Below are 25,347 nucleotides of genomic sequence, written 5' to 3'. Positions count from 1 at the left end.
AATTCATTACCATCGTAGTAATAACAGTTAAATAATCTTTAATAGATAATAAAAATCGGCTTCAGTAACATCCGAAAATATTACATTATTTACTTGACCGGTCCATGAAGCCTGCAATTGCTTTATTCGGAGAAGCAGAGAAAGGAAATTACGATGCCGCTTATCTTTGTCATGATTTAATCGATCTCTGCAGTTATTTAGGTCAAAAAGAAAGCAACGGGCTGTTTTTAGCGATTCGCTCGCTTATGTACGACTACAGCGTTATCTATTTCAGAGTCAAAGAAGAAGGATTCAGCACGGAAAATTACTTTTTCGGCTTACATTTCCTAAAAACTCAATCCTCATTAAGAAATATAATAGCTCTAGGCCTACCTGGCGTAGGTGATCGGGAAATAATAGACGCCTCGTGTTCAATCTGTCACAAATACGGAAGTCTATTAATTTGTTCGGAAACGGATTTCTATGATTTATTAACCTCTAAATAAGAGGAACAATACTCTTTTAAACCGTTTTGATCGGGAGACATACCGACCTGACCTTTTTGCCAATTCGCAGGACACACTTCTCCGTGTTGTTTAAAGAACATCCATGCATCAATGACCCTCAGAACTTCAGGAACGGAACGTCCAAGAGGAAGATCGTTGACTAAATAATGTCGAATAATTCCTTCTTCATCAATTAAAAAAAGACCACGGTAAGCAAGCCCCTGCGTCTCTTCGAAAACATGGTATTCTTTGGAAATCTCATGAGTGACATCCGATAACAACGGATATTTAACTCCGGATATGCCGCCACGACTTTTATCGGTATTCAACCAAGCAAGATGACAAAACGTGCTGTCAACGGAACATCCTATTATGACGGTATTACGTTGCTTGAATTCTTCGGTACTTTCCTGAAAAGCAATCAACTCCGTAGGACAAACGAAAGTAAAATCCCTAGGATAAAAAAATAAAACAACATTTTTTCCTAAAAAATTCTCTAAAGACAATGATTCCGTTATGGAACCGTTTACGACGGCATCCGCTTTAAAAGCCGGCGCTTTTTTTCCTATCATTACTACCATTGCCCACTACCTCAATTATCAGTTCGCACTGGAGAGGATTCGAACCTCTGACCTCCCAGTTCGTAGCCGGGTGCTCTATCCAACTAAGCCACCAGTGCTCATTCCAAACTTCATACAACACATAACCGAAAAGATTGCATACTAAACAAAACAAGGCCCATCAATCAAGTATCGATCCGGAAAAAACAATCCGAACTCCCAAAATCGGCAAAAGTTCGGATTGTTAAAAAAGAAAACTATTATTACATCATTCCCATTCCAGGCATTCCGGGCATACCAGGCATACCTGAAGGAAGACCACCACCCATTGACTGCTGCTTAGCTTCGGGTTTACGTGCAATGAGCACGGCACTCGTCAATAACAATCCAGCTACGGAAGCGGCATGCTTTAATGCACTTTTCGTAACAAGAACGGGATCCAGCACTCCGGCAATAATTAAATCCTCAAAGGAATCCGTTAAACCATTGTACCCATAATTCTTATCTTCGCTACGCATAATCTTTTCTATAATGGCATCTCCCGAACGACCGCAGTTTTTCGCAATCATCTTCAAAGGTGCACAAGCCGCTATGCGAACAACATTAATACCAAAAATTTCGTCTTCCAATAATTCTTCGTCATCGAAAGTATCGAGAATGTATGAACTACGTACCAAAGCGACACCGCCTCCGGGAACTATCCCTTCGACTACGGCAGAGCGAGTAGCACTCAAAGCATCTTCAACACGGTATTTCTTTTCCTTAAGTTCGATCTCGGTTGCAGCTCCCAATCGAATAACGGCAACGCCCCCCACCAACTTAGCTAATCGTTCTTCTAATTTTTCTTTATCATAATCCGAAGTACTGGATGCAATTTGGTTACGCAATGTCTCTTGTCTTTCAAAAATCTTTTTAGGATCGCCCATACCATCAACAATAGTCGTCGAATCTTTGGTAATTTTTATACGCTTGGCTCTTCCTAAAATTTCCATTCCGACGGAATCCAAAGAAAGACCTATTTCTTCCGAAATGACTACGGCACCGGTAATACAAGCTATGTCTTCAAAAAGCGCTTTTTTCCTATCTCCGAAGCCCGGAGCTTTTACCGCACACACAGCCAAACCGGCCTTGAGTTTATTAACCACCAACGTGGTTAAAGCTTCTCCTTCTATATCATCGGCTATGATTAAAAGAGGAACGGTGGCGCTTTGAATAACCTGTTCCAAAAATGAAACGAGACCTTTGCCGGCAGAAGATAATTTTTGATCCACTAAAAGAACATAGCCGTTCGTCATATCTACATCCATAGTCTCCGGATTCGTAACGAAATAAGGCGATAAAAACCCTTGGTCGAATCGCATGCCTTCCACGACATCGAGAACCGTATCTATGCCTTTCGCTTCATCAACAGTGACAATTCCGTCTCTACCGACTTTTTCCATGGCTTCCGCAACAATTGCACCTATCGAACCGTCATTATTGGCAGAAATCGTAGCGACCTGCAAAATTTCCTCTTTGGAATCGACGGGCATGGCCATTTCGGAAAGAGCATTCTCCAAACGATCGACAGCTTTTACAATTCCTTTTCTGATATTATTAGGATCCATTCCCGAAACAACACCTTTCATTCCTTCCGAGAAAATTACGGAAGCTAAAAGCGTCGCCGTTGTCGTACCGTCTCCGGCAACTTCGGCCGTTTTTACGGCAGCTTCCTTAACAAGCTGAGCCCCCATGTTTTCAAAAGGATCTTTCAAAAAAATTTCCTTAGCCACCGTTGCGCCGTCTTTAGTGGATAAAGGCATCCCGCTACTTGCTTTGATGACTACGTTACGACCTTTAGGACCAAGCGTTTCACAAACGGCTTTCGACAACAAAGCAACCCCTCGTCCTACGGATTTCAGAGCTTCCAAATGATTTTTAAATATTTTCGCCATACTTCTCTTCTCCTAAGTTACACAAGAATTCCGAGAATATCCGTTTCCGAAAGAATTAAATACTCATCGTCGCCGATCTCATCATTTTTTACTTCCAATCCGGCATAAGATGAAAAAAGAACGCGATCACCTTCCTTAACGGTCATAACCTGAAGCTTTCCGTGTTCATCCGTTTTGCCTGGCCCGGTTGCAATAACGTAGCCTTCTTTAGGTTTTTCTTGAGCCGAATCCGGCAATAAAATTCCTCCTTTCGATACGGTGACTTTGGATCTTTTAAGCAAAATCTTATTATTAAGAGGTTTAACATCGGTTACCATAAAACAACCCTTTTTTAATGCATTCAAATTACATCCCTCACTCCGCGTAGAAGTCGCTTATGTGACAAGAACGTAGGGAGTCATCTTAAAAGAAGACCCTCTTTACTGTCAATAGCTCGCATTCAATTGTTGGCATACCGAATCATTAATTGCTAACTTCATAATCACGGATTAAATACGGAGAACGAGTCTTCGCAAAACTTTCTCTAGCTTGTCGACAGATTTTTCTTAACTCCCAAGTGATATAACGATCTCGCATCATGATTTCAAAAATTTCCTTATTTCCGACTAAACTATTAAACATATTCTTACGTGAAGGTACTTTAAGTAGAGTGCTCATGTTCTCCGCAAACTGCCGAGGATATAATGTTTTCAGGATTCCTAAGATTACGAATTGGGTTTCGACCGGTTTAAACGTTTTGGGATCCGTAATTAATATCAGTACTCCTCCACATTCTTCCATTTTGTATTTTCCGAAAAACGGCTCGTATCGATAAGGGACAAAAGAAACACCCGATAAGGATTGTCCATTTAGAATTTCGGCAAAACGAAAAGAATCTATCCAAGGTGCGCCTAAAACTTTAAAAGGTAGAGTATAACCTATACCTATACTCGTCAAAGACAAGTATCCGATTAATCCCGTCGTAGCATAAAAAAAAGCCGAATTTGCTTCGGGAATTTGAGGACTGGTCGGAATCCAAGGCAAGGCCGTTTCTTCAAACGACATATTTCTCAACCAACCTTTCATAGGCACTATATGCAAAGACAATAAGTCCAAATTACGAGTCGCTTTAAAAAAGCTAGCCAATTCTCCTATAGTCATACCGTGACAATAAGGCAACCCGTGCGTATCGAAAGCCCTGTCATCCTTAAAAGTCTGAATAGGTCCGTCGATGACTTGCCCACCCATAGGATTCGGTCGATCCAGAACAATGACGGGAATATTTACTCGTGCGGCTTCCTGCAAAATTCTAAATAACACATGAATGAACGTATAACTCCGAACACCGATATCTTGAACATCATAAACAATAACATCCACGTCACCGATGATTTCGGGGGTTAATAATCGTTGATTCCCATGCAAAGAATACACCTTCAGATTGGGAAATAAATGTTGCTCTTCGGTGCTTACATCGGCAATTACGGAACCGTAAAAACCGTGCTCCATAGTAAATAAAGTCGTTAATTCACATATGTCTTTTCTTTGAAAAAAAACCATTAATGAAGAAGAGCCACTGCGATTAAAAGCGGCATGATGAGAAACGAGTCCTACTTTTTTTCCTTTGATCAGATCCACGAAATCGGAAGAAAATATGCGATCGATTCCGAGCTCTACGATATTTGAAAAACCGGCATAAGGAACGGCCATCAATAAATATGAGATAATGAATATCGATAAATAAAATCGTTTCCGTTTCTTTCGATTGGGGTTTTTCATCGATAAGGTAGTCATAAACTTCCTAAGATTAAAATAAAAAAAGACATACAAACGCTTATAAAGCATTTGGTATTTTTTCTTAATAAGGCTAACCTTATAAAAACTCTTTATTTAATTATCGTTATGAAAATTGTCATAGCCAGCCGCAACGGTTATAAAATTAGGGAAACCAAATTAATCCTTAAAAAATTTCCTGAATTCGATATTTTTTCCTTATTGGATTTTCCCGATTATCCAACGATCAAACACAAAGGCAATTCGGTAAAAGATCTCGCTATCAATAAAGCACTGCATACCGCTCAAGCCTTAAATCATTGGGTAATTGCTGATGAATCCGTATTAATCGTGCCTTCCTTAAACGGAGAACCCGGTATCTTATCGGATTGTTACGCAGGAGACAAGGCTTCCGAAAAAGAAAATCGGAAAAAATTACTGCAAATGATGCAACTTCTTGACGGAACGGTTTGTCGTTCAGGATATTTCGAGTGTTGCATGATCTTGGCATCTCCTCAAGGAGATATCAGAGTAACTAGAGGAACTTGCGAAGGCTATATATCCGAAGAGGAAAAAGGCGGAGGGGGATTCGGTTACGATCCTATTTTTTTAAAATATGACTACAAATTAACGTTTGCTGAGTTATCCGAAGATATTAAGAATAAGATTTCTCATAGATCAAAAGCTTTGAAAAAACTACTGCCCGAATTGGAATCGTTGGCTTCAACTTGTAAAATTCAATTTGTCCAGTGACGTTTCTATAGCCCCTCTAATATGAGTCATTTCAACTAATAAACATTCGGTTTTACTTAAATCTCTTTCTATTTCTTTCAAAGTAGAAATGGCTCCTAAATCCACGGGCTCATGAATCGGGAGTGCCATTTCCAAGGAAACAACGGATTTAGCAGTTAAATGTTTGATCCCGGATACGCAAGGGAAAGATACGGGTTCATTCATACTAGCCTCCAATCAATTTCTGCTTTGTTTTGTTTTTTAAGCAGAAAATTAATTTTTGAAAAGTGTGAACAACCAAAAAAACCGCGAAAAGCCGCTAAAGGAGAGGGATGGGCTGCCGTCAAGACGAAGTGATGCGTGCGACCCGTAACAAATTCACACTTTTTTTTAGCATCGCTCCCCCATAATACGAAAATAACGGGATCTTTCCTTTCTACGAATTTTCCGATAACCGCATCCGTAAAAACTTCCCAACCTTTACCTGCGTGGGAACGAGGGGAGTCTTTTCTAACCGTACAAACGGAATTCAATAACAGGACGCCTTGTTTTGCCCAAGGAATCAAACATCCTTTGTCATTTTGAATTTCTAAGTCATTTTGTAATTCAAGAAAAATATTTTTCAAAGAGGGAGGACAAAGGATCCCCGGTTTTACGCTAAAACTCAACCCGTGAGCTTGATTCGGACCTGAATAAGGATCTTGTCCCATAATAATTACTTGAGTTTTTTCAAAAGAAGTATGGGTGAAGGCAGAAAAAACTTCTCGTGCTTCCGGATAAATAGGAAGCGGACCTCGTCTTTCTCGAAGCAAAAACGTTCTCAAACTCGACATATACGGTTTTTCCCACTCTGCGGATAGGATTTCTGCCCAATGCGGATCCATTTGAGGAGGAACATTATTTAACATTTCAATGCCTTCCATTTTCCTTCCTTTTGCTAAAATCACCGAAAAATTAAGGAAATTATATTCGAAACAAAGAAAAAATGAGATAAAACCTTCTTTTAGACTTACTCAACACCCAATAGGCACTATGGTTATAGATTTTTCGACTCTAAATCAAACGCAATATGAAACCGTAACTGCCCCTTGTTCACCTATTTTAGTTCTTGCAGGGGCTGGATCGGGTAAAACCAGCGTCATTACTTTCCGTATTTCCTATCTTATTGAACAAGGCGTTTCGCCTTCCCAAATACTCGTCGTGACTTTCACTAATAAAGCAGCAAAAGAAATAGAGGAACGAGTATTGAAATTATCTCGAACCCATTGCTGTCAGGAAAAGCCCTTAATCTGTACTTTTCATAGTTTAGGGACCTATATTCTAAGGAATAGTATCCACATTTTGGGAAGAAGCAATCATTTTGTCATTTATGATCAAAACGATTCCGAAAAACTGTTAAAAACAGTTTTGGAAAAACTGAATATCAATAAAACTCAAGCTGATCTTTTTCGTTATGAAATATCCAAAAAGAAAAATGAGCTGATCTCACCGGAAAAAATCTCTTCCGCAACCGTCGGCCCTTGTTTTAAAGACGTCCCTTTTTTTAAAGACGTCTATACCCAATATCAAAATAAACTGGAAGAAGTCGATGCCGTTGACTTTGACGATCTCCTTTATCTAACGGTAAAATTATTTCAGGAACATAAAGAAGAAATGTCTAAATATCAAAATTTGTGGAAAGCTCTTTTAATAGACGAATATCAGGATACGAATCATGCACAATATTTAATCGCACGTTACATCGTGTCTCAACATCAAAACATATTTGCGGTCGGAGATCCCGATCAATCCATTTATTCATGGCGAGGAGCCAATATCAATAATATTTTAAATTTCGAAAAAGACTATCCCAAAACAAGAATTATTCGCCTTGAAGAGAATTATCGTAGTCACGGTAACATTCTAAACGCAGCAAATGCTCTTATCTTGAAGAATCGTTCGCGTCTAGACAAACAATTGCGTAGTGTCAAAACGCCCGGAGAAAAAATACGACTTTTCATCGGAGAAACGGATCGCGAAGAAGCCGAATTCGTAGCACGAGAGGTGGAACGTTTACATCGTAAAAATATTTCTCTTAAAGATATATGCATATTCTATCGTACAAACTTTCAATCGAGAATTTTCGAAGATGCTTTGTTACGCAAAAAAATTCCTTATCAGATTCTCGGAGGCCTTTCTTTTTACAAACGAAAGGAAATTCAAGACATCCTTTCTTTTTTACGAATGCTGGTTACAACCAAAGATATTATTTCATTCGAACGATCCGTTAACATTCCGAAAAGAGGTTTAGGAAACGTCTGTATCGGAAAAATCATAGAATTTACCCTTACCAATAAGCTATCTCTCATAGAAGTTTGCGAACGTATCGGCAACGATCCGGGTTTTAAAGCAGTTAAAGTAAATGCCAAACAAATAGTTGGATTGAAAGATTATGCAAGTCTTATTACTTCTTTAAAAAACTTCAAAGGTCCTCTTCATGAACTCGTTTCGGAAACCGCCAGAAGCAGCTGTTATCTCGAATACCTAAAACAAGATGATAAAGACTCCTTTGAAGATCGTAAAAGCAACATCGATGAATTAATTTCCAAAACTTACGAATGGGAACAAAATAACAATGAAAGCGATTTAAATCGCTTTCTGGAAGATTTAGCTCTGAAAAGCTCATCGGATGAAAGTCCTCTTAATGAAGATCGATTGAATTTAATGACCATTCACACCGGCAAAGGTTTGGAATTCGAAGTAGCATTCATAGTCGGGCTGGAAGAAACTTTATTTCCTCATGCAAATTCTATGGGCAGCCATGAAAATCTTGAAGAAGAACGACGATTATGTTACGTCGGAATCACTAGAGCAAAAGATTTACTTTATCTATCCAGGTCCGAAACAAGATTTTTATGGGGTTCTTTAAGAATTATGAAACCCAGCAGATTTTTAAGGGAAATACCGGCTCATTATTTGGTGAAATCCATATAATATATAACCGATGCTGTATGATCATCTTAAGTCTTCTCAGATTCTTCTTACCTCAGCTTCCGTTCAACAAGGACTGGCTTTTCTTCAAATGCCTATAATCGACTTGTTACAAGCAGTGCGAGAAGAAGTAATTCTCAATCCCATTTTCGACATTTCCTCTACGGAAGAAATGGATAATTATTTTAACGACGACTCATTTTCTCGTTATTCACGTCAAGATAACCGGTGGGAAAACGTTCCTGAATATTCGTCACCTTTATCCGATATTTATCGACAAATGTGTTTTATGACGGCCAATCGTCGCAAAAGATACATTGTCGACAGCATTCTAGGAAGTTTAGACAACGACGGATTTTTAAGAGTCGATATTCAAGAATTATCTCTCCTAACGGAGTCTCCGATTCAAGAAATCGAAACGATTCTTCAACTTATAAGAGAAAAATGCGAACCTTTGGGAATAGGTTCACGTAACTTGAAAGAATATCTTTTGGTGCAACTCAAACATGAACGAAACAATCCACGCGGATACCAATTGATTCAAGATCATTTCAACGATCTTACGGACAATAAACTTGAAAGAATTGCTTCCAAAATACATCTTCCGAAAGAAAAATTGATAGCCGAATTTCAAAAAACGTTAACCGGTTTACGTTTCACTCCTCTGTCTTGCACCGAACCTTTTTCTCAAAGAATGCTTCCGGATGCTTTTGTTTATAAAAAATCGGAAAACGATTGGCTTATCAAAATCAATGACGATAATTTGGAAAAATTACGTATTAATAAAGATTATTTAAAAAATGGGAATATCTATTCCGAAACATCCAAAGAAAATTCCGTTTACTTCAAAAAACACATTGCAAGTGCCCAACATTTGATTCGAAACTTAAATAAACGAACCGAAACATTGCTGCAAGTCTTAGAGGTCATCGTTCAAAAACAAGACGATTTTTTTAACGGCAAGCGGTCGACTCCTTTGCCTCTTTCCGTAAAAACAATTTCCGAAATCCTTAATAGACACGAATCAACGATTTTTCGAGCCGTTAAAAACAAAACAATCAGCACTCCTATAGGCATTTTTTCTTTGCAATCACTGCTACCAAGGAGCTTCCCTAATACCCATCAAGATATGGGAACTTCGGTCATTAAAAATTTACTTCATGAATTAATTCGTAATGAAAAACATCCAATGTCTGATGAAGAGTTAGTCCGAGAGCTTTTATTTAGAGGAATAAAATGCGCACGAAGAACTATCACCAAATATAGAAGATCCTTAAACATTCCGGGATCAACATTAAGAATCTATAAACCGAAAACTAAGTAAAACCGCTTTACATTCAAAAATTTGTTCAAAGAATCGCCGATAAGCAAAACGTAATAATCTACTTAAAAAATACTATGTCGCATTACAGAAAAATAAAAACGGCTCAACGGATTCGGAAAATAAAACAATGGTCCGGATTTCTGGATAAATACTTAGGTGTCGGAATTATACTTGCCGTATTAACCGGAATACAACTCAGTCACAAATTCAATTTCGGCAATCATCTTGCCAAAAACCTGCTTTTGAATCACCGACACTTGCCGTTAATGATCGGCCTTATCATCATGATCTATCCCAGTTTGGCAAGAATCAATTATAAAAAAATCGGTTATATTTTTCGTAATTTGAAAATTTTATTTTTATCACTATTGCAAAATTGGATTATCGGCCCGAAAGTCATGTTCATCTTAGCTGCCGTTTTTCTTTCCGGATACCCTGAACTAATGGTCGGTCTTATCATTCTGGGCTTAGCTCGCTGTATTTCAATGGTGATCGTGTGGGACGAAATTGCTAAAGGAGATAGAGAATATTGCGCGGCCTTGGTTGTCTTTAATTCTTTATTTCAGATCATTGCTTTGCCTTTTTACGCTTATTTTTTTGTAACATGGCTACCCAAAACCTTGGGTTTTTTTGAAGAATACATATCGATTTCGGTAAAAGAAGTGGCTTTAAATCTTTTTATTTATTTAGGCATCCCTGCGATTTGCGGATTCATTACTCAAACGGTTTTTCTAAAAATCAAAAATGAACGATGGTATGACAAAGTTCTGATTCCCATGATCACACCTATTACTCCTTTAACGTTGATCATAACGGTCTTTTTTATTTTTCTGGCTAAAGGCCAAACATTTTCATTGCTTCCGCTTACGGTGGTTAAAATAGCTTTGCCGATGATCCTTTATTTTTTGATTATGTTTTTCTCGTCTTTCTATTTGGCCTATAAGACAAAAGTAAATTACAAACAATGCATCACTTTAAGTCTCACGTCCGCATCAAATAATTTCGAATTGGCGATAGCCATTTGCATTTCCCTCTTCGGTACGGAATCGGAAGAAGTATTAGCAGTCTTAATAGGCTCCTTAATTGAAATTCCGGTTTTAATTACCTTAATCCGTATTGCTTTGATGTTAAAGCCGAAATTGTTTCCCAAAAATCAAGCGTCCGTCAATAAATAAGACAAACAAATTTGTCTCCATCGTAGATTCATGATCTTCTCTTTATCGATGTAATCGATAATTTCTTCTTTGGATGCGAATGCAACCATACGTATTTCACAATCGGTTAACCGTAATAGAATAAAATCGGGATTAATATTGAAGATAGCTCTTATTTTCTTTTTGGCTCTCGAAAAAATGAACCGCGATTTTATCAGTCGTCCCAAAAAAAATGCCGCGCTTCCCAAAATACATAAAAGCCCCGAATAAGGATGGAAGACTGTTAAAACGGAACCTATACTTATGAGAAGAACGGACAAATAAGCTTCTCCGGAAGAGCGGAATATGGGTCCGAAAAATCTTCTGAACCACCCGGCGGCAGTTTCGTACGCCAATATTTCTTCAAACTCAGGTTCCCGGAAATGAGATCGCACGACATGTACCATTTCATGAGCAATTAACTCATCCTTAGAGTAAATCCAAAATAAATGAGATTTGGACTGCAAAGACTTCCTTAATTGAATGGATACCTCATTATTCATAATCCAAGTACAAGCTCCTTCCCATACACCTATTCCATCATCGGAATAAATGATGCGTACATAATCGGGATTGATATCGAATTTTTTTTGAAGCATTAAGGGAACAAAAGTAAGAGTGTCCGGAGCCTCTTGTTTCAATTCATCGATCCTTCGCAAAAAAGAACACATATCCTCACCCGGAGCAACGATATATCCACATTTATTTAAACTGACAAGATTAACAAATAAATCCGACATAAACACCGGTATATAAAAAAAGGATTCTCAGAATAACATTTGCAAAAAAAAAATACATGTATGCAACAAATTTATTTTAATTGTGAAAAATATTCTCCTATCATTAATGATGAAAACCATCAAACGACACTGTTATTTATACCTATCGGCGAAAATGAAATTACTAATTTTATTGACACATATTAAAGGTATGAAATTGAATATCTGCAATCTTGCCAAATATAAAAACGGGCGTTAATCCTTCAATGAAAAAATCGCTAATTATCGTTGAGTCTCCGGCTAAAATTAAGACCTTAAAAAAATTTTTAGGCAGTAATTTTATTTTTGTATCCTCTTTCGGACACGTCATCGATCTGCCTCAAAAAGAATTCGGGATAGACATAGAGCATGATTTTGAACCGCAATATACAATTTTACCCGATAAACAAGAAGTCATTAATAATATAGAAAAAGCCGCCAAACAATGCGATACCATTTATCTGTCTCCCGATCCGGATAGAGAAGGGGAAGCCATAGCTTGGCACATAGCTTGTCGTCTGCCTCAAGACAAAAATATTAAAAGAGTTTCGTTTAACGCGATTACCAAACAAGCCGTTACCGCAGCTTTAAAAGAACCTCGAACCTTAGATATGAATTTAGTCGATGCTCAACAAGCTCGTCGATTGTTAGATCGAATCGTCGGTTATAAAATCTCTCCGATTCTGAGTAGAAAACTACAACAACGTTCCGGTATTTCGGCAGGAAGGGTACAATCCGTTGCTCTCAAGTTAGTCGTAGATAGGGAATATGAAATAGAACAATTCATACCACAGGAATATTGGAATATTAAGGTTCTTCTTCAAGATTCCGAAACCGCGCAGGAATTCTTTGCCTCCCTATATTCGGTGGACGGTTTGAAGTGGGAAAAAAATCCGGTTGAGAACAAAAAACATTTATTAATCGATTCCAAAGAAAAAGCCGATGTTATCTTACGAAGATTAGAAAAAGGAACGTATGGCATAGATAAGGTCGAGGCCAAGGAAAAAAAACGCAATCCCAGCCCACCTTTTATCACGTCTACTCTTCAACAAGAAGCCAGTCGACATTTCCGATATTCTTCTTCAAAAACCATGGGTATTGCACAATCTCTTTATGAAGGCATTGATTTTCCTTATGAAGACGTTTCCGGTCTTATCACCTATATGCGTACCGACTCCGTCCGTGTCGAACCCGAAGCTATAGCAGCTGCAAGAAGCTATGTTCAAGAGGTATATGGAAAAGACTTCATTCCGGAAAAACCGAATGTTTATACCGGAAAAAAAAGTGCTCAAGATGCTCACGAAGCCATCCGTCCTACCGATGCACGAGTGACGCCGGATAAAATCAAACGGTTCGTATCCAATGAACAGTTTAATCTATATGAATTGATTTGGAGACGATTTATAGCATCTCAAATGAGTGCCGCTATTTACGATACCGTGTCCGTTACTATTCACACGAATGATGATATTGTTTTGAAAACAACCGGTTCCGTTCTTAAGTTCAAAGGTTTTTTAGCCGTATACGAAGAAAAATATGACGACGATATTGAAGAAGTTTCTATGACTCTCCCTGCTTTATGCGAAGGCACGAAGGTAGACTTGAAGAAAACAATAGGAGAACAAGCTTTTACCAAACCGCCGCCTAGGTTTACGGAAGCATCCCTCGTAAAGGAGCTGGAAAAATCCGGCATAGGTCGACCTTCAACCTATGCGACAATCATGAACAAAATTCAAAGTCGAGAATATACTATTAAGGAACAATTGCGTTTAAAGCCCACGGAATTGGGTAAGGTTATCGCACAATTTCTCGAAAATAATTTTTCCAATATCATGAATATCGGCTTTACGGCTCATATGGAGAATGAACTGGAATTGATTGCCGACGGAAAAAAAGTCTGGAAAACTCTTATCAGAGACTTTTGGACCGATTTCATTCCTATCGTAGAATCAGCGGAAAAAGAAGCCTTTATTCCTAAAATACAGACCAATATTCCATGTCCTTCCTGCAAAACCGGACGTTTACAAAAAATATGGTCTAAAATCGGATATTTTTATGGTTGCTCAGGTTATCCGGACTGTTCTTATAAGGCTTCCGAAGAAGAAATAAATTTCGATAAAAACGACTATAATCCCGATACGGACTGGAATGCGCCTTGTCCGGTCTGCAAAGGCTTAATGAAAATTCGCTTCGGACGTTACGGGACTTTTTTAGGTTGTCTTGATTATCCGAAATGCAAAGGCACCATTACCTTAATGAAAAAAGATCAAGTTGCCGATGATTATACTCCGATAGATTGCCCAGCAACCGGTTGCACGGGAAAAATCCTGAAAAAAAAATCACGGTTCAACAAAACTTTCTTTTCCTGTTCCGATTTTCCCGAATGCGACGTTATAGGAAATACAATTGAGGAACTTACGGATAAATATAAGGATCGGTCCAAGACTCCTTACGAAAAAAAGAAAACCGGTGTAAAGACCAAATCTACCAAAACCAAAAAGAAAACCGATGTAAAGACTAAATCTACTAAAACCAAAAAGAAAACATCTTCCCCCCAATCCTCCGGCAACCTAAAAAAACCTTCGCACCATTTAGCCGCGATTATCGGTCCTGAACCGGTCTCTCAACCGGAAGCAAGGAAAAAACTTTGGGACTATATTAAAAAACACAATTTGCAAGATCCTAAAGATAGACGCAATATCATGCCCGACGATAATTTGGCTAAGATAACGGGAAGCGAAATCGTTCGTATGACACAACTTCCTAAAATATTAAGTTCCAATTTAGAATCCTGATACGACAAGTCGCATTAACAAGCGATAGGCTCCTTTAAATCAAAACAAGATAAAGTATCAAACAAGTCTTTGACAGTTTGAATTTTAGATAAACTTGTTCTTAAAGTTTTTACACCGGAATGAGCCATCAAATAGTATCCACTTAATTTTTTTGCAGCCGTCAACACCTGATACTCATCTTGATAATAATCCCAAACATACTCTAAATGACGTAAAAACATCTTCTTGCGATCAAAAAAATCTTTTACAACCATCGGATCTCCTTTAAGATATTTATCAGCATCTTCGGCAATCCAAGGTTGCCCTATAGTCCCTCGTGCAATCAGCACTCCGTCCACCGATGTTTCCTGCAACATGCTTTTCACGTCTTCCGGTTTAAAAATATCGCCGTTACCGAATATAGGCACGGGTCCCGCCTCTTTTTTGGCTTCTGCAATATATTGACGAACTGCCGGTCCGGTGTACCCTTGTGCTCGCGTACGACCGTGAACAAAAATTCCGGAAGCTCCCGAATCGACTAAAATACGGACGACTTCTCTCACATTAACGGAAGATGAATCCCACCCTACTCTAATCTTAACGGTAACCGGGATTCGAACAGCTTCAACAAGAACCTTCACGATCTTACCCAAAACAAGAGGCGTCTTTAGTAATCCGGAACCGCTACCGTCTTTAGTAATACGATCAGTAGGGCAACCGCAGTTCAAATCGAGAACATCAAAACCCATATCTTCAATAATTTTTCCGGCTTCCCGAACAGTTTCCGGTATGCTACCGCAAATTTGACCGCCGATAGGACGCATATTTTCACTATAATCCAAAATACGCAAGGTTTTGGGGATACGCCTTACAAGAGCTTCTACTTTCACCATTTCACAAAACATTAAAGCAGGATTGCCTGACACAGACATACGTCGAAACGGAAAATCGGAAAAACCTGCCAGTGGAGCATATACAATCTTAGATTTTAAACTTAAATTTCTTATTTTCAAATTATTCATTGAAATAAACCGGTAAGCAACCAAATAACTAATTGTAAAACGAACATAGCAATCATCGGTGAAAAATCCATACCGAAAAATATGGGGATCCAACCTTTAAACAAATTAAGGTAGGGGTCAGTGACCGTGGTCGTCCATTTAAACCACCAGTGACGATGACAATCGGGAATCCAAGAACCCAATAATCTAATAATAATTAAAAAATTATATATTACAAAAAAAACATTTAAAAAATAAACAATCACGAAATAAACACCTTTTGTTTAAAACAACAAACAATAACAATATTTTCTTCTCTTGAAAAAACTATCTCATTATTTTAAAATGGTCCCTTAAAAAAAAAAACTAAAACATAATCATGTTATTAGATCCTTTCAACTACCGATTGGGAATCACGATTAACTCCGATAAATCGATCCGACTAGCGGTTATAAAAAAAACTTTTAAAGGTTGGACCGTTAAAGCAATTGAAGAAGGGTTTCTACAAGATTTAACGGAAGCAATGGAAAAATATGCTTTCGTTGCTACCACAGCTTCTCTTCCTTTCCGCGATGTTATTATCAAATATTCGGAATCCGGTCTTAAAAAAAACAGTCACATCGAAGCCGATACACGTTTTCAAATCGAACAATTACTCCCTTTTCCTCAAAACTCCGGTGTTTTTCGAGTGTTTTTCTCGCGTCAAAAAGACGGTAATAAAACCGATGTGTTTACTTTCATTACACGAAAAGAAAAAATTCAATTATTGTTGCATAACTTATCTTCACTGCCTTTTACAATCGATCGCGTATCTTGCGGACAACTGGATCTTAAAACGCTTTTACGCTCGGATTCCGCCACAAAAGATCTTTCAGGTCTCGTAGTTTATTTCGGACAGGAAGATGTTAAGTGCCTTCTCATGAAAAACAGTCATCCCCTGTTTTCTTACTCCTTCAAATTCTCGTCTTCCGAGCAATTATTAACGGAACTTGTAGCTACAATAGATCATTTGGGAAAACAATATCCCGAAAAGATGAATAAAAAAATTTACTTTATCAATCCTCCGGAATTACTCTTAATAAATTGGTCGTCTTCTCATTGTCCCGAATCGGAAGAACTCCTCCCGACTATTTTTACAAACCTCTCAAAGGAAGAACGATTAAAATACGGAGATACCATTGTTGCTGCTCTTAGCGGTAGCGACCCTAAAGGTTGCGATTTTCAACAAGACGATCAGTCCTTATCGAAATGCGGTTGGAAGAAATATTTGAAAAAATGGTACTTCCCTCTTACCTATATCAGTCTTATCTGCACGATTATTACGGGGACGACCGGATGGATACTCGTGAATCGTGCCAAAAGACAGGTAAAAGCCAATATAGCTTACGTTCTCGGCGACGATTCCCCTCAAAAACATAAAAAGATCGGTTCTTTAAAACAGTGTTGCTCGCTTTTGGAAGGCAAATTAAAAAATCTGCATACTTCTTATTATTATCCGCTTCTTCCGGAAACGTTATCGTTTTCTAAAATTTTGAATGAATTAACGTCATCACACGTATTTAAAGAAGGCAAAATTGTAATCACCGCTTATGATTACGAATTAATTTCTTTTCCTTCATTAACCGCTCCTTCATCCGATTACGTGGCCAAAATTACGCTATCGGGTAAATCTATAGATAAACACAAGTTATCATCTTTAAAATCATTTTTTACATCGCTTAACGAGCCAAAATATAAAAATCAATTTACTTGGGAAGAAAAGAGTGATGGTTTTACGACTTCCTTCTATTTATGCGAATTAACGCAAAAGGTGAAATATGAAAAATAAAATTTTACCCAAAGCATTTTTCTTCTCCGTCATCTTTATCGTTCCGCTTTTTCCTTCCTTATTTACTTACAGTATCATCAAGAAAAAACTGCATTACTGGTTCGAGATCAATGAACGAGCAATGGAGATCGGTATTTTGAGTCATAAAGATAAAACAAAAAGACAAAAAAATGAGCAGATACTCTCTAAAGCCCGCACTGCCAATCCTTTATATCTTAAACAAACTTTACAGTCTTTTACGCCTTGCCGAAAAGAAAGAATGCAATTACAAACATTGCTCAATGCTCCCGACTTCATCACCGATCCTATTTTAGAAACCCGATTTCTCTTTTTATCCCGAAATAACATGCCCAAGGTATCCCAGCTCGAAGATCGCTCGGCGACCGATTTTAAAATATTTAAAGTTTCGAATTTAGAGATTGATGAGGAAGACATCGTCGGATTATCTGAGATTGCTGAGAGTCCGTCTGCAGAAAAACCTATCTGCTTTATTTCGCGCTGGCAAATGAATCGAGCTCGGTTTTCCGACGGAAATGAAGCTTGGAATACTCAAATAGAAATCGTTCAAAGAGAAATGTACTAATGTCTAAATGTCTGCTTAAATGGATAGGTGTTTTTTACCTTGTGGTTTTTGTATGCGTAACTCCGGCAACCGGAGCCGTTTCATCCGTTGCCCGTCCCAGAAGACGAACGACTTATAAAAACATTCTCGTCAGTATCAATATCGTTGACAGAAACGGACTCTCGGAAACAATTTGTTCCAAGGAAAAACTAAAAAAATATCTATCGGTTAATTTTCTAGATCCTCAGCCTTATCAGAAAGTGTTAAGAATTTACAAAAATCAATCCGGAGAAAACGCTTATCTTCTGACAGGATATCACCCTAACGGTCAAATTAAACAATATCTGGAAGGTTTAAATAACAGAGCTTTGGGTACCTATAAAGAATGGTTCTCGAACGGACAATTAAAAATTCATGCCAAAGTCGTAGGAGGAGTAGCGGATCTCAATCCCGCTGCAGAAGCCGGATGGCTGTTCGACGGCACTACGGAAGCCTTTGACGAAGACGGGAACTGTATCGCACAAATTCCCTACGAGAAGGGATCTTTAGAGGGGATTGCCGTTTATTTTCATCCCAACGGGAATGTTTGGAAAGAAGTGCCTTATCAAAAAAATTCTATTCACGGAACATTCAACATATATTTATCGGATAACCGATTACTGCAAGAAACACAATTCAGAAACGGAAAAAAACACGGCTTGTCCTTGAGATACCATAGCCCCGATATCCTTGCTCACAAAGAAAATTATATTGATGATCGATTAATTCATGGTTCCTATTTTCAACAAGACGGGACTCTTTTATCCGAAATTATCGAAGGGAACGGTACAAAAATTAATTTCGGAAAAACCGGTGTTGCTTCCGAAGAAGAATATCGTTCGGGAAACCAACACGGTCAGGTATCGATCTTTGATAATAGCGGGTGTCGAATCACGCGAATGTTCCGCATTGAAAACAATCTGAAAACCGGTGAAGAGGTGTTCTATCACTCCGACAGCAGTCAGCCTCAATTATTAATTACAAGAGAACATGGCATTATTCAAGGCCCTATTAAAACATGGTATGAGAATGGGAACCTAGAAAGTTGCCGACAAATGTCTTGTAACAAAAAAAACGGACTTGCCACGGTTTATTATTCCAATGGACAAATCATGATGGTCGAGGAGTACGAAAATGATTTGTTGATAAAGGGAGAATATTATAAACCCGGAGACAAACAGTGTTGTTCAAAAGTAGAAAAAGGAAACGGCATTGCCACCCTCTTTACTAAAAACGGTGCCGTTAATCAAAAGATTATATACCAAGACGGTAAACCGCTTCTTGACTAAAGAACAAAAAAATCAGTTCAGAAAAATCTATCGCCTCAAAAGAACGGCCATTCCGAAAACTCGTCGGTACGAGGCAGAGATCGGTTTATTAAACTTCATAAAGCAAAATACAAGCGATCCTGGGTATGTTATGTCTTTTTGTTCGTTCGGTCATGAAATCCCGACAACCGAAACAAATCGTTTTCTGGCCAAGAACGGTGTGTTACTTCTGCCTAGAATAGATATCGATAACTTATTAATGAAGCCGATACACATTGATAATCTCAATAAACTTGAACTCTCTCCTTTCGGAAATATTTTACAACCTCTCTCCAATATCCCTGCGTATACGGATTTCGATAAAATAAACACGATTTTAGTCCCTGGGTTAGCTTTTGATCCGATCTCCAAACATCGTTTAGGTTACGGCAAAGGTTATTATGATCGATTCCTTTTGAATTTCCCAAATCCTAATACCAGAATCTTCGGTATAGGTTTTAAAGAACAAATTTTAATTTCTTTACCATCCGAACAACATGACATCTCGCTATCTGAAATATTATTCTTTTAAAATAACTTTTCATATTTTAAGAAAACCCCTGCATTCCCATAATTGGAAATAAGAATAGTGATAAATCGAAAGCATTTTCCTTATTCTTCCTTTTTTAAATTAAGTCTACCATTAGGGCCTGAAATGAATTCATCATTGGATCGCAAAAAAGCACTGGAAGTCGCTATCTCTTACATAGAAAAACAATTTGGAACCGGATCCATTATGAGTCTAGGGAAACATTCCCTTACTCATGAAATCTCCGTTATTAAAACAGGGGCATTGTCTCTTGACTTAGCCTTAGGTATTCGAGGCGTTCCTAAAGGAAGGATCATTGAAATCTTCGGTCCGGAATCATCCGGAAAAACTACCTTAGCTACTCATATCGTAGCCAATGCTCAAAAAACCGGAGGTATTGCTGCCTACATTGATGCCGAGCATGCGCTAGATCCGAGTTATGCAGGACTTATCGGCGTAAATATCGAAGAATTGATGATCTCTCAACCCGATTGCGGAGAAGATGCATTAAGTATTGCGGAGTTATTGGCCCGTTCCGGAGCCGTTGATGTCATCGTTATCGATTCGGTAGCCGCTTTAGTTCCTAAAAGCGAATTGGAAGGAGATATTGGGGATGTTCATGTAGGACTTCAAGCTCGTATGATGTCGCAAGCACTAAGAAAATTAACAGCGACTTTAGCACGTTCAAACACTTGTGCCGTATTTATTAACCAAATTAGAGAAAAAATCGGTGTTAGCTTCGGTAATCCGGAAACCACTACAGGTGGTCGTGCCTTAAAATTTTATGCTTCCTTACGGCTGGATATTCGAAGAATCGGAGGTATTAAAAGTAGCGATAATACGGATATCGGAAACCGTATCAAAGTCAAAGTCGCGAAGAATAAATTAGCGCCTCCCTTTAGAACTGCTGAGTTCGATATTCTATTCAATGAAGGTATCTCTTCTGCAGGATGTATTTTAGACCTTGCTGTTGAAAAAAATATCATTGAAAAGAAAGGTTCTTGGTTTAGCTATAACAACCTAAGACTCGGTCAAGGTAAAGAAACTGCTCGAGAAGAACTCAAAAAAAACAGTTCTCTTCTGAACGAAATAGAGAAAAAAGTATTAATAGCTTGTCAAACAATACCTACCCCAACTCCGATGCCCGTAGCTACCGAAGGGTCGGCGGAAAACATGGAAAAAGAGATCGTCGGAGTAACTTAAGATCCTAAGACATCAAATGCTGCGCATCATGAGATAATCAAGAATAACCTTAAGCTCTCTGCTATCGATAGATAGAGAGCTTAAAATATCTTGAGCGGATTGAGCCTCTTCATTCAAAGTATTGCGCGCAGCATCCTCCCCTAAAATCGAAATATAATTTAGATCCGTTTCGGATTTATCTTGATCTTGTCTGTAGTCAATCAAATCATCAACTATTTGAAATATAAGACCGAAATGATTAGCTAATTTTTTAATGTCGGTCAGATATTTGACGTGGCCTCCTCCGAAAAGCCATCCCATAACAAAAGAGATTTCGAATAAAGCGCCTGTTTTTCGACTAAAAATACTCTTTAAATTTTCAGCCGAATAATTTTCCGCAAATAAATCATCAAACTGTCCCCCTAAAACACCGTACACACCGGTATTGAAAGCCACATTTTCCAACACTAAATTATAGGCTTCCCAAGCGATTTCGGTATTCGTAGCTCGACGAAGCTTTTCGGCATTCAAACGAATCCTATTGTAAGAGGCCGCAATTAAAGCATAAGAAGATAACAACGCGGTAGCTTCATTGAAAGCAACGTGTAAAGTCGGTTTTTTTCTACGCTCAATGTCATTATCCATACACGGCAAGTCATCAGCAATAAGAGTCGAGGTATGCACAAACTCGATCGCCACAGCAACATCGGAGACATCGAAATTTTTCCCAACAGCGTTAGCCACAACAAAAATTATAAGCGGCCGAACTCTTTTCCCTCCGCCCATTAAAGAATATTCGGTAGCTTTTCTTAGTTTATTTTCACCGATCCCGAAATCCGCTAAACTGTCTTTTATGGAATTTTCTATAACAACCGAATACTTGGACAACAAGCTTTCGAGAACCTCAATCATAATTCAACACCTTGTGAATAACTAATTTATAAGACCTGAGAGACATGATAAAGGCAAAACGGAACATCCTTTAATAATAAAAGTTCCCGGATTTAAAACGGCGTTACATCCGATACTGACATCATCACCTAAAACCCCTCCCATCTTCCTACGACCGGTAGCCATACGATCTCCTGAAGAAGTTGTCACAAAAATCTCCTGTTTATCCAATTTCATATTGGCTAATTTAACTCCGGCACCCAGGTTAACACGATTACCTATTATCGAATCACCTATATAGGCAAAATGACAAGCTTTAACTCTGTTAAACAAAACGGAACTTTTAATTTCAGTACCGTGTCCTATAACACAATCGTTTCCTATAACAACTTTGCTTCGAACGTAAGCTCCTGTTCTAATTACAGTCCCCGTTCCGATCACAATAGGTCCTATAAGACAGGCACCGGATTCAATAATCGCACCTTCCCGAATCTCTATGAGTTCGGAATTTTTTAAAATCACGCCTTCTTCCACTACTCCCCGAATTCCTCTGAAAACATACTTCGAAAAAAATTCGTCCAGACCATCCAACACATCCCAACAATAGGTAACATCATAAAACAATTCCGGAAATATATGTGTTTCGGGATCAAAAAAATCAGCAACTAAAAAAGACATAAGAAATACACAAAAATAAACGGCTCCAGTATGAAGGATCCAAGTTAGAAAAATCAAACAATGAAAGAAAAATATTAGAGGCCGGGTTAAGAAAAATTTTTAATCGTTAGCCCGAAAGCGATAGCCTATTCCCCTGACGGTTCTAATCCAATAATTACCGTCACCGATTTTTTTACGAATTGACGCTACGTGAACATCAATATTTCTGGTTATGATATCATTGTCGACATGACGGATTACTCCCATAAGTTCATCTCGAGAACACACCTCGCCGCGATTGAGGACCAATTTTTTTAAAATATTCGATTCCGAGGGTGTCAATATCTTTGTTTTATCAGGTGTCGTTAAAATAAAATTATTGATATCTAAAACAAACGTCCCAAAAGTCACCTTTTCGGATCTGATGAGATCTCTTTCCGTTCTTCTTAAAATAGCATTGATTTTAGCGCCTAAAACAGGATAGGACAAAGGCTTTTCCATGAAATCATCGCTTCCGGCATTAAGTCCTCTAATAATGATTGATTCATCTCTGCAAGAAGAAATAATAGCTACGGGAATACAAGTATTGATTTGCCTTAGATCGGCAAAAAAAGTGTCAAAATCACAATCCTGTCCGTCGATATCCAAAAGAATTAAATCGCAAGGAATGTCTTTCAAACGTTCAAATCCACCGCCAATCTTTTCTTCCCAGAAAATATTTAAAAACGATTGATTACAATGGTCCGGCAAGGATTGAAAAATATCCATACTTAAAGTAATTAATAAAACATTTTTCTTACGCTTCATCTAATAAAAACTCTTCTTCTCTCAACGGCAACCTAATAAAAATCGGATATTTTTGAAAGAAAACGTTAAAAAAACAAAATTTTTTTCTTATGCAAAATTTAAAATTCAATTTGCATAAACAACTCACGAAACATATAATGCTCCTCTTCAAACAACTGTTCGTTCTTGCTCAGTCGCTCTTAAATGTGTTCGAAAAAATTTATGATGTCACGTTACTATGTTATCGCACTCACCGCGTTTTTCGTTATTATGGGGACGACAAGCGGTATTTGGCACTTTCATAACAACCAAAACAAAACCAACCTGAAAATCTCAAAAGCGACTTCATTTTTTTTAACAGGTAAACTTGATAAAGGGGAAAAAACTCTTTGTACTTTCCCTAAAGAAAAACAAATACTCTGTAAACAGATTTACGAAGGGCTTCGCTTACAAGAGAAGAAAAATTTCGAAGAATCCGAAATTATTTTCAATAAAGCTTTTCAAGATCTTAGATTAAATAAGATCAATAGAACCGACTTTACTTTAACTGAAGATCTTTTGGGTGGGATGTTATTGAATGCTTTTTTTCAACAAAAACACAACGACTTCGATTATTATTGGAAATACTTTAAAAAACATTGTCCCGATTCAATTTTCTTGGAACTTTTTGAAGGAATGTGGTCGTTTACCGAAAAAACGTTTTCGAAAGCCTTAGATCATATCTGTCTTTGGGAAAAAAAACATTCCGCCCACCCCTCACTTATTGAAACGAGTTGGTTGTCCTATAACTGTAGTCTTCCATTCATTAAACAGCATCTATCATTACTCAAAATCAAATGTTTAATGGAAACCGGAGAATTAAAAAAAGCCTATAAGGATCTAAATACACTCATGGACAATCTCTTAAAAAAACAAGAAGATTGGAATCTCGCTATCTATGAAGAAATAGCATTATTATCAAGTCGTTACTATTATCTTTTATCTAAAAAAAATGATTTTTATGAGAAAAAAAATCATTACTATGAAATGATGTTATTTTATCTAAAAAAAACAAATAAACTTAATCTCTCTTCATTAAAAAATCATATCTCTTCCGAAGAAATATTATCTATTGTTCAAGAATTAGTCACAGACATGAACGATCATAATATCGAATTGATATTGGAATTTATCGAATTATCCGAACAAAATTATAATTACTTTCAATACGGAGAAATTATAAAAACATTTCATGAATTAAATGAGCACGAAAACAATCATCAAACCATTATTAAATATCTAAAAAAATTGATATTAAGTCCAAACATTCGAAAATTTAGGGAACAGTTGACTAAACATCTAGCTGATTATATGAAAATCTCCTTACATCGATTGGACATGAGAAAAATAAGGCAATATTTTGCGTATCTCGAAATATTAGAACCCAATATTTCATTCACTCAACGAATCACGATGTCTACCGAAGACATACAACAAATACTACTATGCGACGGTTCTAATGAACCTTTGACCACCTATCTCTCTCTATGGAAAAAAGAACAAATTTCATCCGGAGATAGGAAAAACCTGTTGTTTTCTCTCATTGAAATTGCCGGATATTTATGGCAACAAAAACGCGATGCGTATGCATTGGAAATTTTTAAAAATATCCTCTCTATGACAGTAGATAAAGATGAAGTTTGGGAAGAAATCTTAAACTTCATTAACATTGCTTATCAAAAAGCGGAAGCTATGCAAGACATCTCTAGGTTATGCCTACTCGATGAATTTATTTTCAATCATAGACTTCCCCCTCTTCTCCGAAATCTTTCTTCTGAAGATATAGCCAACTTAATTGCGGATGCGGAGTATTTTTACATGCATCAGAAAAACGAAAAAGCTATGATGTCTTGCAACTGGCTTTCAAAAGTTTATCCGAATAATGAAGATATTATTCGATTAACCGGACTTTGCTTAGTTAAACAAAAGTATTACAAAGAAGCATTAAATTATTTTGAAAAACTTTCTTATGAAAAAAAAGATACAAGAGTTATTCATGCCATTTCAATATGTATGGATGAATTATCCTTAAGAGAGTTATGAA

General features: G+C 37.6%; 23 protein-coding genes and 1 tRNA gene. 12 read left to right on the top strand and 12 right to left on the bottom strand.

Annotated elements, in window-relative coordinates:
- The first annotated feature begins 104 nt into the window (after positions 1-104).
- Positions 105-485 carry a hypothetical protein gene (locus RSA43_03535; GenBank protein MEG2496351.1) on the top strand — a complete coding sequence of 127 codons (381 nt, stop codon included), beginning with the start codon at positions 105-107 and terminating at the stop codon, positions 483-485.
- On the opposite strand, the gene RSA43_03530 is transcribed toward RSA43_03535, so the two are convergent.
- The 5 genes from RSA43_03530 to RSA43_03510 all read right to left on the bottom strand — a co-directional run bounded on the left by RSA43_03530 (position 461) and on the right by RSA43_03510 (position 4,752).
- A complete protein-coding gene (locus RSA43_03530) occupies positions 461-1,066 on the bottom strand; it encodes a peroxiredoxin (GenBank protein ID MEG2496350.1) in 606 nt (201 codons plus the stop codon). The two genes, RSA43_03535 and RSA43_03530, sit on opposite strands and share 25 nt — an antisense overlap.
- A 24-nt stretch (positions 1,067-1,090) precedes the next feature.
- Positions 1,091-1,164, bottom strand: a tRNA-Arg gene (locus RSA43_03525).
- Between the two features lie 144 nt (positions 1,165-1,308).
- Complete coding sequence (gene groL / locus RSA43_03520; GenBank protein MEG2496349.1) at positions 1,309-2,979, bottom strand: chaperonin GroEL; 1,671 nt, start codon at positions 2,977-2,979, stop codon at positions 1,309-1,311.
- 17 nt (positions 2,980-2,996) lie between these two features.
- Entirely contained in the window at positions 2,997-3,296 is a 300-nt protein-coding gene (locus tag RSA43_03515; protein ID MEG2496348.1) for a co-chaperone GroES, read from the bottom strand.
- Between the two features lie 145 nt (positions 3,297-3,441).
- A complete protein-coding gene (locus tag RSA43_03510) occupies positions 3,442-4,752 on the bottom strand; it encodes a DUF1343 domain-containing protein (protein ID MEG2496347.1) in 1,311 nt (436 codons plus the stop codon).
- A gap of 108 nt (positions 4,753-4,860) precedes the next feature.
- On the opposite strand from RSA43_03510, the gene rdgB reads away from it, so the two are divergent.
- Entirely contained in the window at positions 4,861-5,484 is a 624-nt protein-coding gene (rdgB, locus tag RSA43_03505) for an RdgB/HAM1 family non-canonical purine NTP pyrophosphatase (protein MEG2496346.1), read from the top strand.
- Here rdgB and RSA43_03500 read toward each other — a convergent pair.
- Both RSA43_03500 and ung read right to left on the bottom strand, forming a co-directional pair.
- A complete protein-coding gene (locus RSA43_03500; GenBank protein ID MEG2496345.1) occupies positions 5,455-5,688 on the bottom strand; it encodes a hypothetical protein in 234 nt (77 codons plus the stop codon). The two genes, rdgB and RSA43_03500, sit on opposite strands and share 30 nt — an antisense overlap.
- Positions 5,685-6,386 carry a uracil-DNA glycosylase gene (gene ung / locus RSA43_03495; GenBank protein MEG2496344.1) on the bottom strand — a complete coding sequence of 234 codons (702 nt, stop codon included), beginning with the start codon at positions 6,384-6,386 and terminating at the stop codon, positions 5,685-5,687. Before ung ends, RSA43_03500 begins: the two co-directional genes overlap by 4 nt.
- On the opposite strand from ung, the gene RSA43_03490 reads away from it, so the two are divergent.
- The 3 genes from RSA43_03490 to arsB all read left to right on the top strand — a co-directional run bounded on the left by RSA43_03490 (position 6,376) and on the right by arsB (position 10,932).
- Positions 6,376-8,436 (top strand): UvrD-helicase domain-containing protein, encoded by a 2,061-nt coding sequence (locus RSA43_03490; GenBank protein MEG2496343.1) that lies wholly within the window; start codon positions 6,376-6,378, stop codon positions 8,434-8,436. The genes ung and RSA43_03490 overlap by 11 nt on opposite strands.
- A 10-nt stretch (positions 8,437-8,446) precedes the next feature.
- Entirely contained in the window at positions 8,447-9,757 is a 1,311-nt protein-coding gene (rpoN, locus tag RSA43_03485; protein ID MEG2496342.1) for an RNA polymerase factor sigma-54, read from the top strand.
- Positions 9,758-9,831: 74 nt separating this feature from the next.
- Positions 9,832-10,932, top strand: coding sequence for an ACR3 family arsenite efflux transporter (gene arsB / locus RSA43_03480; GenBank protein ID MEG2496341.1), 1,101 nt, complete (start codon positions 9,832-9,834; stop codon positions 10,930-10,932).
- Here arsB and RSA43_03475 read toward each other — a convergent pair.
- A complete protein-coding gene (locus RSA43_03475; GenBank protein MEG2496340.1) occupies positions 10,911-11,690 on the bottom strand; it encodes a hypothetical protein in 780 nt (259 codons plus the stop codon). The genes arsB and RSA43_03475 overlap by 22 nt on opposite strands.
- A 245-nt stretch (positions 11,691-11,935) precedes the next feature.
- Between RSA43_03475 and topA the strand changes: the two genes are divergently transcribed.
- Entirely contained in the window at positions 11,936-14,503 is a 2,568-nt protein-coding gene (topA, locus tag RSA43_03470; GenBank protein MEG2496339.1) for a type I DNA topoisomerase, read from the top strand.
- Between the two features lie 14 nt (positions 14,504-14,517).
- Here topA and dusB read toward each other — a convergent pair whose 3' ends face one another.
- Complete coding sequence (dusB, locus tag RSA43_03465; protein MEG2496338.1) at positions 14,518-15,504, bottom strand: tRNA dihydrouridine synthase DusB; 987 nt, start codon at positions 15,502-15,504, stop codon at positions 14,518-14,520.
- Positions 15,505-15,862: 358 nt separating this feature from the next.
- Between dusB and RSA43_03460 the strand changes: the two genes are divergently transcribed.
- From RSA43_03460 to recA, 5 genes are all read left to right on the top strand, one after another.
- A complete protein-coding gene (locus tag RSA43_03460) occupies positions 15,863-17,311 on the top strand; it encodes a hypothetical protein (protein MEG2496337.1) in 1,449 nt (482 codons plus the stop codon).
- A complete protein-coding gene (locus RSA43_03455; protein ID MEG2496336.1) occupies positions 17,301-17,894 on the top strand; it encodes a hypothetical protein in 594 nt (197 codons plus the stop codon). The genes RSA43_03460 and RSA43_03455 overlap by 11 nt, the downstream gene beginning before the upstream one ends.
- Positions 17,894-19,201: a hypothetical protein gene (locus tag RSA43_03450; GenBank protein ID MEG2496335.1), complete on the top strand. Its 1,308-nt coding sequence runs from the start codon at positions 17,894-17,896 to the stop codon at positions 19,199-19,201. Before RSA43_03455 ends, RSA43_03450 begins: the two co-directional genes overlap by 1 nt.
- Positions 19,149-19,751, top strand: a complete 603-nt coding sequence (locus RSA43_03445; protein ID MEG2496334.1) for a 5-formyltetrahydrofolate cyclo-ligase — start codon at positions 19,149-19,151, stop codon at positions 19,749-19,751. Before RSA43_03450 ends, RSA43_03445 begins: the two co-directional genes overlap by 53 nt.
- Positions 19,752-19,874: 123 nt before the next feature.
- Positions 19,875-20,951, top strand: coding sequence for a recombinase RecA (recA, locus tag RSA43_03440; protein ID MEG2496333.1), 1,077 nt, complete (start codon positions 19,875-19,877; stop codon positions 20,949-20,951).
- A gap of 12 nt (positions 20,952-20,963) precedes the next feature.
- On the opposite strand, the gene RSA43_03435 is transcribed toward recA, so the two are convergent.
- The 3 genes from RSA43_03435 to RSA43_03425 form a co-directional block, all read right to left on the bottom strand.
- Positions 20,964-21,842 (bottom strand): polyprenyl synthetase family protein, encoded by an 879-nt coding sequence (locus tag RSA43_03435; protein ID MEG2496332.1) that lies wholly within the window; start codon positions 21,840-21,842, stop codon positions 20,964-20,966.
- Positions 21,843-21,863: 21 nt separating this feature from the next.
- Positions 21,864-22,499, bottom strand: coding sequence for a hypothetical protein (locus RSA43_03430; protein ID MEG2496331.1), 636 nt, complete (start codon positions 22,497-22,499; stop codon positions 21,864-21,866).
- 99 nt (positions 22,500-22,598) lie between these two features.
- Positions 22,599-23,285, bottom strand: a complete 687-nt coding sequence (locus RSA43_03425) for a response regulator transcription factor (GenBank protein ID MEG2496330.1) — start codon at positions 23,283-23,285, stop codon at positions 22,599-22,601.
- Positions 23,286-23,486: 201 nt separating this feature from the next.
- Between RSA43_03425 and RSA43_03420 the strand changes: the two genes are divergently transcribed.
- Entirely contained in the window at positions 23,487-25,346 is a 1,860-nt protein-coding gene (locus RSA43_03420; protein ID MEG2496329.1) for a DUF1347 family protein, read from the top strand.
- Position 25,347 lies beyond the last annotated feature (1 nt).

The organism is Victivallaceae bacterium, from assembly GCA_036659455.1.
In the GTDB taxonomy this organism is placed as follows: domain Bacteria; phylum Chlamydiota; class Chlamydiia; order Chlamydiales; family Chlamydiaceae; genus JAVXCN01.
This window is presented reverse-complemented; position numbering and strand designations above follow the sequence as displayed.